Origin of the sequence: Glycomyces sp. NPDC021274, assembly GCF_040641195.1 — a bacterium.
In the GTDB taxonomy this organism is placed as follows: domain Bacteria; phylum Actinomycetota; class Actinomycetes; order Mycobacteriales; family Micromonosporaceae; genus Glycomyces.
Genome location: NZ_JBFADC010000006.1, coordinates 276881 through 293620 on the forward strand (window position 1 = coordinate 276881; position 16740 = coordinate 293620).

Sequence of the window (16740 nt, forward strand, 5' to 3'; positions counted from 1 at the left end):
CCCCGCACTCGTGCGGGGCCTTCGCGTCCCCCGGGCGGCTGAAACAAGCTGCCCCAAGCGTCGAGGCACTAGCATCCAAGCCATGGGCACCGAGACGACGATCCAAGACGCACTGAGCGCACGCGAGATCAAGGCCGCCAACGAACTCACCCGCCGCTGGCTCGCCACCCGGGCGACCCTTCCGGCCGTCGCCTCCGGGCTCGGCATCTGGCCGCTGCTCGCGGCGCTGGCGACCGGCGCGGTCGGCGAGACCCGTGACGAGCTGCTCGCCGCCGCCGGCATCGACGCCGACCAGGCCTCCAGATTGCCGGCCGCGCTTCTTGAAGCGGCCCGCTCGACTCCGGCGATCCGTCTCGCGCTCGCGGTCTGGGCCGGATCCCGGGTCACGCTCGATCCGCAATGGGCCGCGAACCTGCCGGTGGACGCAGTCGGGTCGCTCACCGGCGACGCCGCCGCGGACAAGGCCGCCCTTGACGAATGGGCCTCCCGGAACACCGGCGGGCTCATCGAGCGGATGCCGCTCGATTTCGGTCGACCGATCGACCTCGTCCTCGCCAGCGCCCTCTCCGTGCGCACCACCTGGGCCACCCCGTTCAACGACGCCGCCCGCGACTTCAAGCAGGGCCCCTGGTCCGGCCTCGGACGCTGCCGCGCCCTCACCGCGACCCTCCGCGACGACCTCCTGCGCGTCGCCGACGATGCTTCAGTGCTCACCGTCCCCGGCGACGGCGACATCGACGTGCTCCTCGGCCTCGGCCGCGAAGGCCTTGCGCCGCAAGCGGTCATGAACGCCCTCATCGACGCCGCGACCGATCCCGGGTGGGGCCGCTCGTCGACCGGGCTCGCCGTCGGGGAGCGGGCCGTCGGCGTCGCGGTCACCGAGTACCAGGCCGTGCAGCCGCAGACCGGTCCGGAAGTCGAGGTCCAGACCGTGGGCTTCAAACTCGACGCCGACCTCGACCTCGGCGACGACGCCGCCGCGCTCGGCATCGTCACCGCCTCCGATGAGGACCGCGCGCAGTTCGACCGGCTCGCGGCCGAGCCGGTCTACATCACCCAGGCCAGGCAGACCGCGACAGCGGTCTTCAGTGCCACCGGTTTCGAAGCCGCAGCGGTCACCGCGATCGCCATGACCCGCGCCGCGGGCTTCATGAAACCCAAGCACCGGCACGTGCGCGCCTCGATCCGCTTCGACCGGCCCTTCGCCTACCTGGCCCGGCACCGCTCGTCCGGCCTGATCCTCATCGCCGGCTGGGTCGACGAGCCCGAAACCGTTTAAGCGGCGTCGCCCGAGCCGCCTTCCGCGAGATCGCTCGTGCAACCGGTTGCATGTGGAGGTCGGTATCGATAACATATCGATACCGACTAATATCCTCACGAGAGGTCATCCCATGCGAAGACGACACACCCGCGCCGCCATCGTCACCGGCCTGGTCGCCGTGGCCGCCGCGGCCGCGACGATGGGCGCGCTGCCGACCGCGCAGGCCGCCGAGGCCGATGGCACCCGGGACGCCATCGACCAAGCGCCCCTGCAGGTCGGAACGCCGACCGGGTTCGCCTCGGTGAACGCGCTCGGCCAGAACGGGACCACCGGCGGCGCCGGCGGCACCACCGTCACCGTCGACACCACCGACGAACTGCTCGAGGCCATCGACACCGTGGGCGCCATGACCATCCTGGTCGAGGGCACCATCGACATCACCAGCAAGCAGGGCGTCCGTCCGAACAAGACGATCCGCGGCATCGGCGACGACGCCGTGATCAACGGCGGCGGCTTCGAGTTCTACCGGTCCTACAACGTGATCGTCCAGAACCTCACCTTCACCAACGCCGAGGACGACGCCGTCGGCATCGGCCAGGAGTCCCACCACATCTGGGTCGACCACAACACCTTCGTGAACCCGGCCGACGGCTCGATCGACATCGCGCGCCGGGCCGACTACATCACCGTCTCCTGGAACCACTTCGACGGCACCGATAAGAGCATGCTCCTCGGCCACTCCGACGGCGCGTCCGGCGACGCCGGGCACCTCAAGACGACCATCCACCACAACTACTTCGACGGCTCGACGCAGCGGCATCCGCGCGTGCGGTTCGGCGAGCCCGTCCACGTCTACAACAACTACTTCCGCGCCAACGAGCTCTACGCCGCCGCCTCCACCATGAACGCCGGAGTGCTGGTGGAGGGCAACTACTTCCAGAACGTGCCCTTCCCGTGCTTCTCGGCCAGCGGCTACGCCGACAGCGACCCCGGCAGGCTCGTCCAGCGGGGCAACATCTTCACCGCCTCGGGCCCCTGCGAGACCTCCGGCTCGGTCGAAGAACCGGGCGACTACTACGACTACTCGCTCGACAATCCGGCGACCCTGCCGACAACCGTTCCCGCCGGAGCGGGAGCCGGGAACCTGTAGGCGAAGCAGCACAACAAGAAACGCTCTCGGCGCTCGCAACAGCGCCGAGAGCGACAAGCTCCGAGTCTTAGTCCTCGTCCAGTGGCGCGGAGTGCCAGCTCCAGTCCGGGCCCCGCTTCACGTGCCCTTCGAGCTCCCCACGGCCCGTGGCCCACAGGAGAGTCGGCCACGGATCGGTGTCCGCGGGCGCCTCGGGGAACAGCCGCGCCAGCGCCGGAGCCACCAGGTCGGACGGAGGCTCGAAGTCGACACCGAGGCCCTGTGCGAGGTCGAAGGCGTGGGCGAGGGTCTCGACCACGCCCATCGCGGCGAAGCCCTCGGGGTCGCCCTTGCCCCAGATGTGCCAGGACCGCGCCGTCGCCGGGCGCGCGTCGACCACGGCCGCGACCAGGCCGCCCACCATCAGCAGGACCTCGATCCCGGCTTCAGGGCCGGACTCGCGGTCGGTGATGAGCGGCAGCGGCTGCTCTCCCGGCCGCTGCCACACGATCGTCGGACGACCCTGGACGTACGGCACCTGAGGGGCGAGCCGCAGCGCATAGGAGAACAGGCCGTTGTTCAAGTGGTCCAAGGCGTCCCAGCAGTCGCAGTCCATCGGCCCGGCCCGATTGGCCCAGGCCCCGGCGGGTGCGCCGCGCAGCGCGGCAGCTGTGAGGTCAACGGCCCGTTCGACATCGGGGCCGGTCACTAGGGTTCTGCTCATCTTCGGACCTTAATCGCCGGCCGCGAACCGGGCAACCCGCTTCAGTCGCCCTGCCACGCGTGCCAGAGCCCGGCGTACACCCCGCCCGCGGCGAGCAGCGCAGCATGCGTGCCCTCCTCCACGATCCGGCCGTCCTCGACCACCGCGATCCGGTCGGCCGAGGCCGCCGCCTGCAACTGGTGCGCGATCGCGATGACCGTGCGGCCCGCGAGCGCCGCCGCCAGCGCGGCCTCCACATTGCCCGCGCTGGCCGGGTCGATCCCGGCCGTCGCCTCGTCCAGGATCACGATCGGCGGGTCCGCGATGACGACGCGTGCGAGCGCGATCTGCTGCGCCTCGGCAGTGGACAGGCTGCGGTGCTCGGGGCCGAGCATCGAGTCCAGGCCCTCGGCGAGCGCCCACTCGGCGTCGACGCGCCGCAGCGCCTCGACCAGCCGCGCATCGTCGGCCTCCGGCGCGGCCAGGACGAGGTTCTCCCGCAGGGTCGCGGTGAACACGTAGTGCTCCTGCGTCACCAGCACCACGCGGCGGCGCAGCTCCTCGACCGCGATGTCGCACACCGGCACCCCGCCGAGCACGGCCGTCCCGGTCCGGGGCCGGTCGATCCCGGCGAGGAGCCGCGCGATCGTCGACTTCCCGGCCCCGGAAGGGCCGACGACGACCAGCCGCTCGCCCTGCTTCGGATGGAGGCTGAGGCCGTGCAGCACGTCAGGGCCGTCGCCGTACCCGAACGTCACGGTGTCGAGGACCAGGTCGGTCCCGTCCGGCTCGGCCTCGCGGGGCGACGCCTCGATGAGCCCGACGCCCGCGATCCGCGCGAGCGCGGCCGAGCCCTGCTGGAACTCGCTGAGATGGATCATGACCCCGTTGGTCGGGTTGGCGATGCGCACGACGACGGTGATCGCCGCGATCGCCGTGCCCAGGCTCAAGCCGCCCTCGAGGTACCACAGCCCGGCCGCGAGGATCGTGATGAGCAGCTGCAGCCGGTTGAGCCAGAGCAGCAGGAAGAAGAACTCGACCTGGAGCCGGATGAGCCGCATGAACCGCTCGAACAGGGTCGCGGCCCGCGCGTACCCGAGCGCGCGCCGCTCCTCCTGCATCGCGAGGGCCGCCACCGTCCGGGCCCCGCTGCCGGAAGCGGAGAGCGTCTCGGCCGCTTCGCTCATGGCCGCGCGCTGCGCGGTGAACACCAGGTTCGCCTGGCGCAGGTACCGGCGCGCCGCGAGCAGCAGCGGCGGCAGCGTCAGCAGCGAGACCAGGCCCAGCAGCGGGTCGACAACGAACAGCGCGAGGTACAGCACGAGCACTTCGATGAGCGAGGTGACGATCGTGGGTCCGTTGTCGCGCAGCAGGTCAGCGACCGTGTTGACGTCGGACGCCGTGCGCGTGCCGAGGTCGCCGCGTCCGGCCTGCTCGACCCGGTCGAGCGGCAGCCCGAGCACCCGCGCGACGACGTCCTCGCGCAGCCGCGCCGCCGCCCGCTCGCCGAACCGGTAGCCCGCACGCCGGCCCAGGCGGCTGAACACGAACTGGACGGCGACGCACGCGAGGATCACCCCGCACCACAGGTTGACGTCGCCCGCGCCCCAGCCCGCCCCGATGCCGTCGACCACCCGGCCCAGCAGGACCGGCACGGCGACGCTGAACCCGGCCGCGAGCGTGTACATCACCAGGACCTGCACGGCCGGACCCTTGTCGGCGGCGAGGAGTTCCAGGAACGCCCGCCGCACCTGCGCCGGGTTCGCGATCGGCAGCCGTGCTCGAGTGTCGTTGGCGCTCATGCGGACTCCTCGTGCGATGCGAGACGGCGGTACTCGGGCTCGGCCAGCAGCTCGGCGTGCGAGCCGGTGGCGTGGACCTTGCCCTCGACCATCCAGACCACCCGGTCGGCGTGGGCGAGCCACAGCGGCGAGGCCGTCACCACGAGCGTCGCCAGTGTTGCGCGGGCGGCGGCGACGCGCGCGGCGATGAGCGACTCCGTGTGCGAGTCCACCGCCGAGGTCGGCTCGACCGCCAGCAGTGCCCGCGGTTCGGCCGCGAGCGCGCGGGCGAGCCGCAGCCGCTGGCGCTGGCCTCCCGAGAGGTTGCGCCCGCCCTCGGCGATGCGCCCGTCGAGGGAGCCGCCGAGGGCGGTGCGCACGTCGCCGGCGCACGCGGTCGCGATCGCGGTGGACGCCGCGTCGGGGCCGACCCGCAGCGTCTCGGCGAGGGTCGCCTCGAAGAGGTAGTCCTCGTCGGTGAGCAGCATGATCTGCTCGCGCACGTCTGCGAGCGCGTACGCCTCCAGGGGATGCGCGCCCCACGCCGCTTCGGAGTCGCGGTAGCGGGCCAGTCGTTCGCAGGCTTCCAGCGCCGGGGCAGTCTCGGCGGTGACGAGCACGGTGAGACCGGTGCCGGGGACCGCGAGGCCTGAGTCGGGGTCGCGCAGTTCGCCGCCTTCGCCGCGGAGGGTCCCCTGGTCGTCCACATCGGTCGATATCGCGAGGAACCGGGTGAGGCGGCCGGCGGCCACCCAGCTCGCGACCAGGTAGTTCGCGGAGATGATGAAGTTGCCGGAGACGGCGATGAAGATCGTCGCGAAGCTGAACGCCGAGGCGAGGCCGCCGATGGTGAGCGCGTCGCCGACGGCGAGGAGCGCACCGACCCAGGTGATGACCGCGACGAACACGATCGGCATCGAGCTGCGCAGGGCGTGGATCCACGAGCTGGAGTTCGCCACGGCGTAGCCGCGGTCGCGCAGCGCCGTCGACTGCTCGCGGTACCGGGCGGTGAACATGAGGTCCCCGCCGATGCCGCGGAGCACCCGCAGGCCGCCGACAATGTCGGCCGCCTGCGCGGTGAGGCCGCCGATCATGTCCCGGTAGTCGGCCTGGCGGTGCTGGAGGCGCTTGAGGAGCGGCCCGGCGACGAGGGCGGTGACGACGCTGCCGGCGATCACGATGCCGCCCAGCAGCGGATGGATCGACCACACCAGGGCCGAGCCGATGACGAACATGGCGAGGTTGTTGGTGAGGAACCCGATCTCGGTGACCGAATGGGCCGCCTTCCGCATGTCCTCGCTGGGCAGGTTCACCAGCTCGCCCGCCGAGACGCGGCCGCGCACACCGGTTCCGGCCGTGTTGAGGTGGTCGGTGAGGCGCTGGACGATGACCCGCTGGTTCGCGGCGTCCGCGCTGTTGAACTGCCGGTAGCCGAGCACCCAGAACGTCGGCTGCACGGTGACGGCGATCGCCATGAGCGTCAACCAGAACGCGAAGTCGCCGCCGTCGCGGGCGATGAGGCCGTCGTCGACGACGCGGCCGAGCATCCACAGCTGCGACATCGACGCACCGCCTGCGAGCAGGAAGAACAACGCGCCCAATGCGATCCGGCCGGAGTGGGGCCGGGCGAGGCCGGTGAGGAGCCGCAGCGGGGTGAGCGGCCGTTCCAGGGGCGGGGCCCCTGTCCCGGAGCGAGGTCTGGAAGGCATGGGACCCAAGCTTACCGGCCGACCGGTATTCCAGTAACCGGTTAAAACTGTCGCATTTCCGGCTGTGCCAGTTCCGAGAGGTCCCGTTTGCGCCGCTGCTCAGCGGGAACCCGGGTGTCCTAGAACGACAGACACTTGAGCGAACGGAATCGTCATGGCACACGTCGTCACGCGCTACAACCCTCTCATCGTGCACATCATCACCGCGATCTTCGGTGCGATCGCGCTGATCATCTTGCTGCACTTGGGATTCGTCCTCCTTGAGGCCAACCCCCACAACCCGCTGGTGAACTTCATGGCCGACCTCGCCAACTGGTTCTCCTGGCTGTTCCGCGACATGTTCACCGGGATCGAGGACCCGAAGGTCCGCGCCGTCGTGAACTACGGCATCGCCGCTCTGGTCTACCTGGCGATCGGCGGCCTGTTCTCCGGCTTCGGCCGCCGCTGGCGCGACTGAGTCGGGAGCGAACCGGAGCGCGAGGCCAAGGCCCTAGCCTGGCTTGCGGACTTCGACCAGGTCGCTCAGCGCGGCCTTGAGATCCCGCTCTCGGTGGTAGCCGCGCTCGGTGATCAGCTCGACCGCGGTCTCAGCCAGGGCGATGTCGGCGCCCGTGGCCTCGCGCAGCATGGCTCGCAGGTCGGCGATGTCCTGCGGGCGGGTCTCGTCATCGCGTGCGAGCAACTTGACCGCAATCAGGTGCCCGAGACGGGCGACCGGTAGAACGAGGCCCGGCAGGATTTCGAGTCGTTCAGCTTCCGCAGTGATCTCGGGTTCGATTCCTGAGCTTGCGAAGAGCAGATCCACGACGTTCTCATGCTGAGGTTCGCGAGCGTCGAGGAGGCGGGCCGTCGCCAGTCGATCGACGGCCTCCTGTTCGACTGTGGCGAACAATTGGTATCCGCCGGCCATGAGATCGCGAAGTGTCGCTTCTGCGCTGACGTCGTCGGCGACTGCAACGGCGAGGTCGATATCGCGGGTAAAGCGGGGTTCGACTCGTGCTGAGACGGCGAACCCGCCGACCAGCGCCCAGGAGGTGCCGCGATCGTCGAAGAAGGTCGCGATGCGGTGCAGACTCTGTTCGAGTTCGTTCATATGCGTCGGTGTGAACGGGGACCGGGATAGTCACCGTTCTCGGCGCCTGGCGGGTTCAGGAGCCAGCGGCGGAGTTCGTCGCGCAGTTCGGGCTCGGTGAGGATGCTGCGGGCGCGCTTCAGTTTCTGCGTGTACATGCGCCGACCGACTTCGTGCATTTCGAATGCCATCCGAAGCCGGTCGGCGGGCGACTGCGAGTCCATTGCTCCAGTCTATAGGGGCCAGGTGCGAGGAAGACCGGGAGAAACGAGCCGATCAGTCGGCGTCGCGCATCCGCAGGAGCTTGCGGGCCTCGACCGTGGTGATCGCAGGCCGCTGGGCCAGCGCCGCCGCTGCCGCGGCCCGCTCCACCAGCTGGTCGTTGCCGGTGACCGCCTGCCGCCTCGCGTACGACACCGTGTCCTCCATGCCCACCCGCAGATGCCCGCCGTGGGCCAGCGAGGCGAACATGACAGGCAGCGTCGTCCTCCCGATGCCGGTGGCCGAGAAGGTGGTCCCCTCGGGGAGGTACCGGCGCACGCCCTCGGCGAACGCGGTCACCGTGGCGGCATCGCCGGCCGCGCCGCCCGGCACGCCGAGCACGAAGTCGACGTGCACGTGCCCGCCGAACGGCAGCCCCTCCTTGTCCAGCAGCCGCTCGAGCGCCGAGAGGTGTCCCAGGTCGAACAGCTCGTACTCGGGCACGACCGCCTTGTCCTGCATGCGCCGGTGCAGTTCGGTGATGAACGCCCAGCGGTTCATGAAGACGTCGTCGCCGAAGTTCACCGTGCCCATCGTGCAGGAGGCCATGTCCGGTTCGGCGTCGAGCACCGCGAGGCGGGCCCCTTCGCCGTCGCGCACCGAGCCGCCCGTCGAGAGCTGCACGATGAGGTCGGTCGTGTCCCGAAGGGCCGCAACGGCATCGCGCAGCCGCACCGGGTCGAGGGTCGGCCGGGCGTCGTCGTCGCGCAGGTGCACGTGGATGATCGAGGCGCCAGCCTGCTCGCACCGCTTCGCGGTGTCGACCAGCTCGTCCAGTGTCACCGGCAGCGCCGGGACCTCGGCCTTCTCCACTTCGGCCCCGGTAGGCGCCACCGTGATGAGGGTGCCGGTCATGCGACCTCCGCAGCCTCGTCCTGGCGGGCCGCGGCCTGCCGCGACCGCGCCGCGGCCGCGTCGCCGTCCTCCTTCGCGCGGACCGGCGCGTGCATGTTCGCCCACCACTGCTGGCCCGCCTTGGACAGCGTGTCGATCGGGTCGTAGAACGGGTACCGGCGGGTGAGCGCGTCGGGGTCGTCGGCCTCGATCGAGGTCCGGTAGTTCTTGGTCCAGTAGGAGATGCCCAGTTCCCGGTCGTACTCGGAGAGCTGGTGGACCCAGCGCTTGCCGACCATCGGCACGTCGCAGATGATCCGCGGCGTCGCGTATCCGGGCAGGTAGCCCATGATCGCCGTCTGCAGCTCCTGCGCCTGGGCGACCGAGGTCCGCCAGTGCTCGGCGTTGGGGATCATGTCGCACATGTAGAAGTAGTACGGGAGGATGTTCGCCTCGCCCTGCAGCGCGAAGCACAGGTCGAGCAGGTCCGCCTGGGTGTCGTTGACGCCGCGCATGAGCACGCCCTGGTTGCGCACGTCCCGCACGCCCGCGTCGAGCATCGCCGCCGCCGCCCGCGCCACGGCCGGGGTCACCGAGTTGACGTGGTTGATGTGCGTGTGGATGGCGAGGTTGACGCCCTGCCCGGCCGCGCGCTTGGCGACGCGGGCGAGCCCATCGACGATCTCGTCCTGCAGCCAGTGCTGGGGCAGGCCCATGAGCGCCTTGGTGGCCAGGCGGATGTCGCGGATGGTCTCGACGTCGAGGAGCCGGTCGAGGAACCGTTCGAGCTGCTTCCACGGCAGGTTCGCCACGTCGCCGCCCGAGACGACCACGTCCCGCACGCCCGGGTGCGCCTCGAGGTAGTCGAGGATCGCCGTCTGCCGGTCGACCGGTTTGAGTGCCAGCCGCCGCTTGTCCACTGTGGGCGTGGAGTTGCCGACGAGGTCCATGCGGGTGCAGTGCCCGCAGTACTGGGGGCAGGTCGAGAGCAGCTCGGCGAGCACCTTCGTCGGGTAGCGGTGGGTGAGGCCTTCGACGGCCCACATGTCGTGCTCGTGCAGCGAGTCGCGCGTCGCGAACGGGTGCGAGGGCCAGTCGGAGCGCCGGTCGGAGGCGACCGGGAGCATGTAGCGGCGCACCGGGTCGGCGTAGAACGCGTCCGTCCACGAGCCCGGGGCGGTCTCCTCGACCTGGGGCGCCATCGTGTTGAGCATCTGCGGCGGCAGCAGCATCGACATGGTCGCCGAACGCTCCATGTCGGCGGCGAGGTCCTCGTAGAACGACTCGTGGAGCCGGTCGCCGATGAGGTCCCGGAGCTGCTTGACGTTCTTGACGCAGTGCACGCGCTGCCACTGCGCCGAGGCCCAGTCGGCCTCGGTCACGTCCGCCCAGCCGGGGAACCGCGTCCAGTCGGGCTCCTCCAGCCTGCGACGCCGGTACTGGTAGGGCTGCTCGATCACGGGTGCTGTGTCTCCCGTCGGTCGATCCGACACCTTTTCACCTCCATGTCCGGGCTGTTGGCCCGGGGAACCTCGCAGACGGGGATGACCGTCCTTGTGACGAGGATAACCTTCCGTTACTGTAGTGCGCTAGGTCCCGCATATTGAGACTCCATAAACTCCCTGCTACAAGAAGGGCGGCAACGATGTCGAAAGGCTCACCGGTCGGATCGCACCGAGTCGTCAGCCCCGCCGGAGCGCTGCCACAAGCGGCCGACCGGCTCGACCCCGACCCCGAGATCGCCGACGACGAGGTCCGTATCAGCGTCGAGCGCCTCAACCTCGACGCGGCCTCCTACCGGCAGCTCCACACCTCCCACGGCGGCGACGGCGACGCCGTCCGCGCCGAAGTGCGCGCCATCATCGCGCAACGCGGCAAGATGCACAATCCCGTCACCGGCTCCGGCGGCATGCTCATCGGCACCGTCGACGCCGTCGGACCCCGCTCCCCGCTCGGCCTCAAACCCGGCCAGAAGGTCGCCACCCTCGTCTCGCTCACCCTCACCCCGCTGCGCATTGATGACGGCTTGATGCGCTGGGACGGCAACTCCGAGCAGGTTCCGACCAGCGGCCACGCGATCCTCTTCGCCCGCTCCATCGCCGCCGTCCTCCCCGATGACCTGCCCGAGCACCTCGCGCTCGCCGTCCTCGACGTGTGCGGCGCCCCCGCGCTCGTCCGCCGCGTCGTCGCCCGCCGACCCCACGCGACCACCACCGTCGCCGTCCTCGGCGCCGCCGGGAAGTCGGGCTCGCTCTCGCTCGCCGCCGCCCGGGACGCCCACGCCGCGAAGGTCGTCGCCGTCGTCCGCGACGAGATCGAGGACGCGCAACTGCGCGGCTCCGGCCTCGCCGACGACATCGTCATCGCCGACGCCACCGACCCGCTCCGCCTCGCCGAGAAGGTCAACGACGCCCTCGACGGCCGCGGCGCGGACGTCACCGTCGTCTGCGTCGACGTGCCCGGCTGCGAGCACGGCGCCATCCTCGCCACCGCCACCGGCGGCACCGTCGTCTTCTTCTCCATGGCCACCTCCTTCCCGGCCGCCGCCCTCGGCGCCGAAGGCCTCGCCGCCGACGTCGAGATGCTCATCGGCAACGGCTACGTCCCCGGCCACGCCGAGTACGCCCTCCACCTCCTCAGGGCGAACCCGCACCTGAAGGACCTCTTCATCGCACGCGTCGGCAAGGAGGACGAGGACTAGATGGCCGCCGAACTCCCGCTCGACCCCGCCGTCGTCGCCCAGGCCCGCCGCCTCGCCGCGAAAGCCGCGCAACCCGTCGTCGACCTGGCCCGCAGCCACACCACCGTCTCCGTCGAACGCGCCACCCTCCGCCTCGCCGGACTCACCGGCGCCGACCCCGACGGCATCCCCTGGGTCAACCGCCTCGCCGACGCCGTCCAAGAGCAGGTCGGCATCGAACACGGCATCGCCCTCCCGGTCTTCCACGCGCTCAAGGACTTCCCCGACCTCGACCGCCTCGCCCACGCCGCCGCCGCGGACGGCGTCCGCTTCACCCTCCCCACCGCCAACGACGCACGGACCGCCCGAGAACGCGCCCAGGCCGCCGTCCAGCACGGCTTCGACCGCATCGACCGGTCCCGCGACCGGCGGGACGCGCTCGTCGCCGAGATCGGCGACCCGCCCCAGCGCCCCTGGATCTACCTCATCGTCGCCACCGGCGACATCTACGAGGACATCCCGCAGGCCCAGGCCGCGGCCAAAGCAGGGGCGGACGTCATCGCCGTCATCCGCTCCACCGGGCAGTCCCTCCTGGACTACGTCCCCGAAGGCGCCACCCGCGAGGGCTTCGCCGGCACCTACGCCACCGGCGAGAACTTCCGGCTCATGCGCGCCGCGCTCGACGAGACCTCCCGCGAGGTCGGCCGCTACATCCGCCTCACCAACTACGCCTCCGGGCTCTGCATGCCCGAGATCGCCGCGCTGGCCGGGATGCACCGGCTCGACATGATGCTCAACGACTCGATGTACGGCATCCTGTTCCGCGACATCAACCCGATCCGCACCTTTGTGGACCAGCGCTTCTCGCGGCAGGTGCACGCCCGGGCCGGGATCATCATCAACACCGGCGAGGACAACTACCTGACCACGGCCGACGCGGTCGAAGCGGCGCACACCGTCACCGTCTCGCAGCTGCTCAACGAGCGGTTCGCGCACGAGGCCGGGCTGCCGGACCCGCTGCTCGGCCTCGGGCACGCCTTCGAAATCAACCCTGAAGTGCCCGAGTCGTTCCGGCTCGAACTCGCCCACGCGCTCCTGGCCCGCCAGCTGTTCCCGGACGCGCCGCTGAAGTGGATGCCGCCCACGAAGCACATGACCGGCGACGTGTTCCGCGGCAACCTCCTCGACGGGTTCTTCAACCTCGCCGGGGTCATGACCGGGCAGTCGATCCTCTTGGTGGGCATGATGACCGAAGCGGTCGTCACCCCCTGGCTCTCCGACCGCGACATCGCGCTCCAGAACGTCCGGTACGTGCTCAGCGCCTGCGCCGGGCTCGCCGAGGACTTCCACCCGCCCAAGGACGGCTTCATCGCCGCCCGCGCCAACCAGGTCCTCGGCGAGGCCGTCGACCTGCTCGGGAAGATCGTGGACGACGGCCTGCTCAACGCCATCGCCGACGGCACGTTCGGCATCATGAAGCGCCCCGCCGACGGCGGCCGCGGCCTCGACGGCGTCGCGAAACGCGCCGACGACTACTGGAACCCGGCCGCGGAGGAGCTGGACCGGACCAGCCCCGACCAGGACGCGCCGAAGGAGGCCGCCCGATGAGCCGCATCGTCAGGCCCTACGGGGACACCACCGGCGACGGCATGGTGCAGCTCTCCTTCACCCTGCCCGTCCCGCACGACAAGCGCGCCGAGGGCGCGGCCCTCCAGCTCGCCGCGAAGATGGGCCTCGACGGGGCGATGCTGGTGCACGCCAAGCCGATCGGCGAGGGCTACACGTTCTTCGTCGTGTACGGCGCGTCCACGCACCTCGTCAACCTCGACGAGGTCAAAGTGGTCGAGAAGGACTACCCGCACCTGAGCCCCAAGGAGGTCAACGACGCCATCCGCGAGCGGCTCGGGCGCAAGCTCTGCGTCGTCGGCGCCTGCATCGGCACCGACGCCCACACCGTGGGCATCGACGCGATCCTCAACATCAAGGGGGTCGCGGGGGAGAAGGGCCTGGAGTACTACCGCGAGCTGCGGGTCGTGAACCTCGGCGCGCAGGTCGCCGTGCCCGACCTCGTGAACCGCGCGGTGGACGAGGAGGCCGACGCGGTGCTCGTCAGCCAGGTCGTCACCCAGAAGGACGCCCACCTGCACAACACCCGCGAGATGGCCGCGGCCTTCCGTGAGGCGCTGCCGCCGGGCCGCCGCCCGCTGCTCGTCGTCGGCGGGCCCCGCTTCGACGAGGGCGCCGCGACCGAACTCGGCGTCGACCGGATCTTCACCCGCGGGACCACGCCCTCCGATGTGGCCTCGTACCTCGTCCACCGGCTCGTCACCAGTAGGGAGACCGCAGCATGACCGACCACGACGGCACCACCGTGACCCACCGCCGCTACATCCCCTACAGCCACTCCCACTACGGCGGAAACCTCGTCGACGGGGCCTACGGCCTGGGGATGTTCGGGGATGTCGCGACCGAGCTGTGCATCATCACCGACGGCGACGAGGGCCTGTTCGCCTCCTACTCGGACGTGCAGTTCAAGGCGCCGGTGAAAGCGGGCGACGTAGTGGAGGCCACCGCCACGGTGGTGCGCACCGGCCGCCGCAGCCGCACCGTCGAGTTCACGCTCAGCGTCGTGTGCCGCGCCGACCCCGCACGGGGCGACTCGGCGGCGGCCGTGCTCGACGAGCCGATCATCGCCACCACCGCCACGGGCACCGTGGTCGTCCCATGAGCAAAGCCGTCGTCTGCGTCGACGTCGGCTCGACCTACACCAAGGCCGCCGCCGTCGACGCGGACTCCGGCGACCTCCTCGGCACGGCCTCGCGCCCGACCACGATCGGCACCGACGTCATGGACGGCCTCCGCGCCGCCGCCGAGGAGGCGACGCCCAAGGGCGCCGACGTCGTCGACACCCTCGTCTGCTCCTCCGCGGGCGGGGGACTGCGCCTCGCCGTGATCGGCAACGAGCCCCTCGTGACCGCCCGAGCCGCCTACCGGGCGGGGCTCAGCGCCGGCGCCCGGGTCGTGGACGTGCGCGCCGGGAACCTCGCGGCGGGGGACTTCGTCGACCTCGCCGGGGCCCGCCCTGACGTGATCCTCCTGGCCGGAGGCACCGACGGCGGCGACGAGACCGCCCTGCGCGCCCACGCCGAAGCCCTCGCGCAGTCCGGCCTGCGCACACCGGTCGTGCTGGCGGGCAACGCGAACGCCGCCGACGACCTCGCCGAACTCCTCACAGGGGCCGGCATCGACACGACCCGTGTCGCGAACGTCCTGCCGCGCATCGGCGTCCTCAACCCCGTCCCTGCCCGCACCGCGCTGCGCGAGGTCTTCCTCCGGCATGTGATCAGCGGGAAGCACCTCTCCGCCAGCGCCGACTTCACCCGGATGGTCAAGGCCGCCACGCCCGACGCCGTGCTCACGGGCGTGGAACTCCTCGCCGAGGTCACCGGAGCGGACCTGCTCGTGGTCGACGTGGGCGGTGCGACCACTGACGTCTACTCGGTGCTCACTCCCGACGCCGAACGCGAGGGCCCGCGCGCCGAAGTGGCCGGAACCGCTTGGCGCTCAAGGACCGTCGAAGGCGACCTCGGCGTGCGCCACACCGCCGTGGGCATCGTCGAAGCGGCCGACGACGAGGACCTCTCGGCGAGCTGGGGCCTCCTGGAGGCCGCGCGCCTGCGCGCCGCGAATCCGGCCTTCCGGGCCGCCGACCCGGTCGGCGCCGTTGCAATGAGCGCTGACGCCGAGCTGAGCGCGCTCGCCGCCCGCATCGCGGTGCGGCGGCACGCCCGCGGCGAGCGCATCGGCGGTCCCCACGAACCGCTCCGCGGCGGCAAGGACCTCGCGGCCGTGAGCCTCGTGGTCGGCTCCGGCGGCATCCTCCGCCGCGATCCGGGCGCCGCCGACTGGCTGCGTGAGGCGGTCGGCGCGGACACCTCCGGCGGGGTCCGGCCGCCCAAGGACGCCCGCTTCGCGATCGACGCGGACTACCGGCTCGCTCCGGCGGGACTCCTCGCCGCGAACGGACACCGCTACGCCGCAATAGGACTGCTCGCGTCCACTTCGTTCTGATCCGAGGCAACCGTTCGCCCATCCTGCGGCGTACCAGTCCCTGACATCCCTCACCACCTTGCAAGCCACCGAAAGGCGACCATGGAACGACGCGATGTAATCAAGCTCGGTGCCGCAGTGACCGCCGGGGGCGCCGTCTTCGGCTCCGCCTCCGCCGCGCACGCGGAGCAGTCCACTGCGCAGGCCGCTGCCACGACCGCCGCGCAGATCAAGGCGGTCTGGGACACCGAGATCGCGAAAGCCGGCGGCACCTGGCAGGGTTACGTGACCCTCCTCGACGGCACCGCCGCGCCCGTGACGGCCGTGAGCAAGAACTCCAGGAGCATCCAGACCGCCGCGAGCATCAACAAACTCGGTATCGCGCTCGGCGTGCTCGACAAGATCGACCGCGGCGAACTCGCCCTGGACGACCGGATCACGCTCACCCCGGACATCATCCTCACCGGCTCCGGCTTCTACTTCCACCAGACCGCGTACGGCGACGAGATCACCGTCGCGAACGTCCTGGTCGCCATGCTCCTGACCTCGGACAACACCTCGGTGCGGCTGTGCGGCCTGGTCTGCCCGCCCGCCGAGATCAACGAGACGCTGGCGGCCAAGGGCTTCAACGACACCCGCGTCATCCCCAACCCGGCCAACCCGAGCCGCATGTGGCTCGGCGACACCACCGCGTACGAGACGAACCGACTGCTCACCCGCCTCGCCAAGGGCGAGCTGCTCTCCGCGAAGAGCACGAGCTTCTTCCTCAATGTCCTGAAGGGACTCAGCGGCTACCACGACGGGTTCCGCCGCAACATGTCCTCGGTCGAACGCGCGCGCGTCGCCGTGAAGTACGGCGCGGACGACGCCACCCGCAGCGAGTCGGGCGTGGTCTACAGCGCCTCGGGCGCCCCGGCCCTCGTCTACTCGTTCATGGCCCAGTTCACCGACCACTGGGGCAACTACGGCGCGACCCACCCGGCCGTCCAGGCCCACGCCGTCATGGGCCGCAAGATGTTCGACATCGTGAACGCCGCGGGCATGGCCGCGTCCGACGCGGTGACGCTCGAAGTGGAGCAGGAAGCCCTCAACGGCGGCCTGACCCAGTAGTCCGGACCACGGAGTCCCGGCCGCGCTCGCGGCCGGGACTCCGCCGTCTCCAGCAACCGTCAGCCGCCGTGCAGCCCCTGCTCACCGGCTCGCTACGATCCGTTCACCGCGCGGAGCGAGAGTGATGCTCGCAATCAGTTCCCGCGGCGC

General features: G+C 70.9%; 16 protein-coding genes. 9 read left to right on the forward strand and 7 right to left on the reverse strand.

Annotation, left to right across the window (positions count from 1 at the left end):
• Positions 1-82 precede the first annotated feature (82 nt).
• The gene (locus AB0I03_RS16235; RefSeq protein WP_360412939.1) at positions 83-1279 is read left to right on the forward strand and encodes a serpin family protein; all 1197 of its coding nucleotides are present in this window, start codon (positions 83-85) and stop codon (positions 1277-1279) included.
• Positions 1280-1391: 112 nt separating this feature from the next.
• Entirely contained in the window at positions 1392-2411 is a 1020-nt protein-coding gene (locus AB0I03_RS16240; RefSeq protein ID WP_360412941.1) for a pectate lyase, read from the forward strand.
• 67 nt (positions 2412-2478) lie between these two features.
• Here the strand turns inward: AB0I03_RS16240 and AB0I03_RS16245 are convergent, their stop codons facing one another.
• From AB0I03_RS16245 to AB0I03_RS16255, 3 genes are read right to left on the reverse strand one after another with little or no spacing between them, the layout of a single operon-like run.
• On the reverse strand, positions 2479-3114 hold the full coding sequence (locus AB0I03_RS16245) for a hypothetical protein (RefSeq protein WP_360412944.1): 636 nt from the start codon (positions 3112-3114) through the stop codon (positions 2479-2481).
• 41 nt (positions 3115-3155) lie between these two features.
• A complete protein-coding gene (locus AB0I03_RS16250) occupies positions 3156-4895 on the reverse strand; it encodes an ABC transporter ATP-binding protein (protein ID WP_360412947.1) in 1740 nt (579 codons plus the stop codon).
• Complete coding sequence (locus AB0I03_RS16255; RefSeq protein ID WP_360412950.1) at positions 4892-6583, reverse strand: ABC transporter ATP-binding protein; 1692 nt, start codon at positions 6581-6583, stop codon at positions 4892-4894. The genes AB0I03_RS16250 and AB0I03_RS16255 overlap by 4 nt, the downstream gene beginning before the upstream one ends.
• Before the next feature lie 154 nt (positions 6584-6737).
• On the opposite strand from AB0I03_RS16255, the gene AB0I03_RS16260 reads away from it, so the two are divergent.
• A complete protein-coding gene (locus tag AB0I03_RS16260) occupies positions 6738-7040 on the forward strand; it encodes a hypothetical protein (RefSeq protein ID WP_360412953.1) in 303 nt (100 codons plus the stop codon).
• Between the two features lie 33 nt (positions 7041-7073).
• Here the strand turns inward: AB0I03_RS16260 and AB0I03_RS16265 are convergent, their stop codons facing one another.
• From AB0I03_RS16265 to AB0I03_RS16280, 4 genes are read right to left on the reverse strand one after another with little or no spacing between them, the layout of a single operon-like run.
• The gene (locus tag AB0I03_RS16265; protein ID WP_360412956.1) at positions 7074-7676 is read right to left on the reverse strand and encodes a nucleotidyl transferase AbiEii/AbiGii toxin family protein; all 603 of its coding nucleotides are present in this window, start codon (positions 7674-7676) and stop codon (positions 7074-7076) included.
• Positions 7673-7879, reverse strand: coding sequence for a hypothetical protein (locus tag AB0I03_RS16270; RefSeq protein ID WP_360412958.1), 207 nt, complete (start codon positions 7877-7879; stop codon positions 7673-7675). Before AB0I03_RS16270 ends, AB0I03_RS16265 begins: the two co-directional genes overlap by 4 nt.
• 52 nt (positions 7880-7931) lie before the next feature.
• Positions 7932-8771 (reverse strand): 3-keto-5-aminohexanoate cleavage protein, encoded by an 840-nt coding sequence (locus tag AB0I03_RS16275; protein ID WP_360412961.1) that lies wholly within the window; start codon positions 8769-8771, stop codon positions 7932-7934.
• Complete coding sequence (locus AB0I03_RS16280) at positions 8768-10210, reverse strand: lysine 2,3-aminomutase (protein WP_360412964.1); 1443 nt, start codon at positions 10208-10210, stop codon at positions 8768-8770. Before AB0I03_RS16280 ends, AB0I03_RS16275 begins: the two co-directional genes overlap by 4 nt.
• Before the next feature lie 185 nt (positions 10211-10395).
• Here AB0I03_RS16280 and AB0I03_RS16285 point away from each other — a divergent pair, with 185 nt between their 5' ends.
• The 6 genes from AB0I03_RS16285 (at position 10396) to AB0I03_RS16310 (ending at position 16590) form a co-directional block, all read left to right on the forward strand.
• A complete protein-coding gene (locus AB0I03_RS16285; protein WP_360412967.1) occupies positions 10396-11451 on the forward strand; it encodes an L-erythro-3,5-diaminohexanoate dehydrogenase in 1056 nt (351 codons plus the stop codon).
• Positions 11452-13038 carry a lysine 5,6-aminomutase subunit alpha gene (locus AB0I03_RS16290; RefSeq protein WP_360412970.1) on the forward strand — a complete coding sequence of 529 codons (1587 nt, stop codon included), beginning with the start codon at positions 11452-11454 and terminating at the stop codon, positions 13036-13038.
• The gene (locus AB0I03_RS16295; protein ID WP_360412972.1) at positions 13035-13781 is read left to right on the forward strand and encodes an OAM dimerization domain-containing protein; all 747 of its coding nucleotides are present in this window, start codon (positions 13035-13037) and stop codon (positions 13779-13781) included. The genes AB0I03_RS16290 and AB0I03_RS16295 overlap by 4 nt, the downstream gene beginning before the upstream one ends.
• Entirely contained in the window at positions 13778-14158 is a 381-nt protein-coding gene (locus AB0I03_RS16300) for a hotdog domain-containing protein (RefSeq protein WP_360412975.1), read from the forward strand. The genes AB0I03_RS16295 and AB0I03_RS16300 overlap by 4 nt, the downstream gene beginning before the upstream one ends.
• Positions 14155-15501: a glutamate mutase L gene (locus tag AB0I03_RS16305; protein WP_360412978.1), complete on the forward strand. Its 1347-nt coding sequence runs from the start codon at positions 14155-14157 to the stop codon at positions 15499-15501. Before AB0I03_RS16300 ends, AB0I03_RS16305 begins: the two co-directional genes overlap by 4 nt.
• Before the next feature lie 81 nt (positions 15502-15582).
• A complete protein-coding gene (locus AB0I03_RS16310) occupies positions 15583-16590 on the forward strand; it encodes a serine hydrolase (RefSeq protein ID WP_360412981.1) in 1008 nt (335 codons plus the stop codon).
• The last annotated feature ends 150 nt before the right edge of the window (positions 16591-16740 follow it).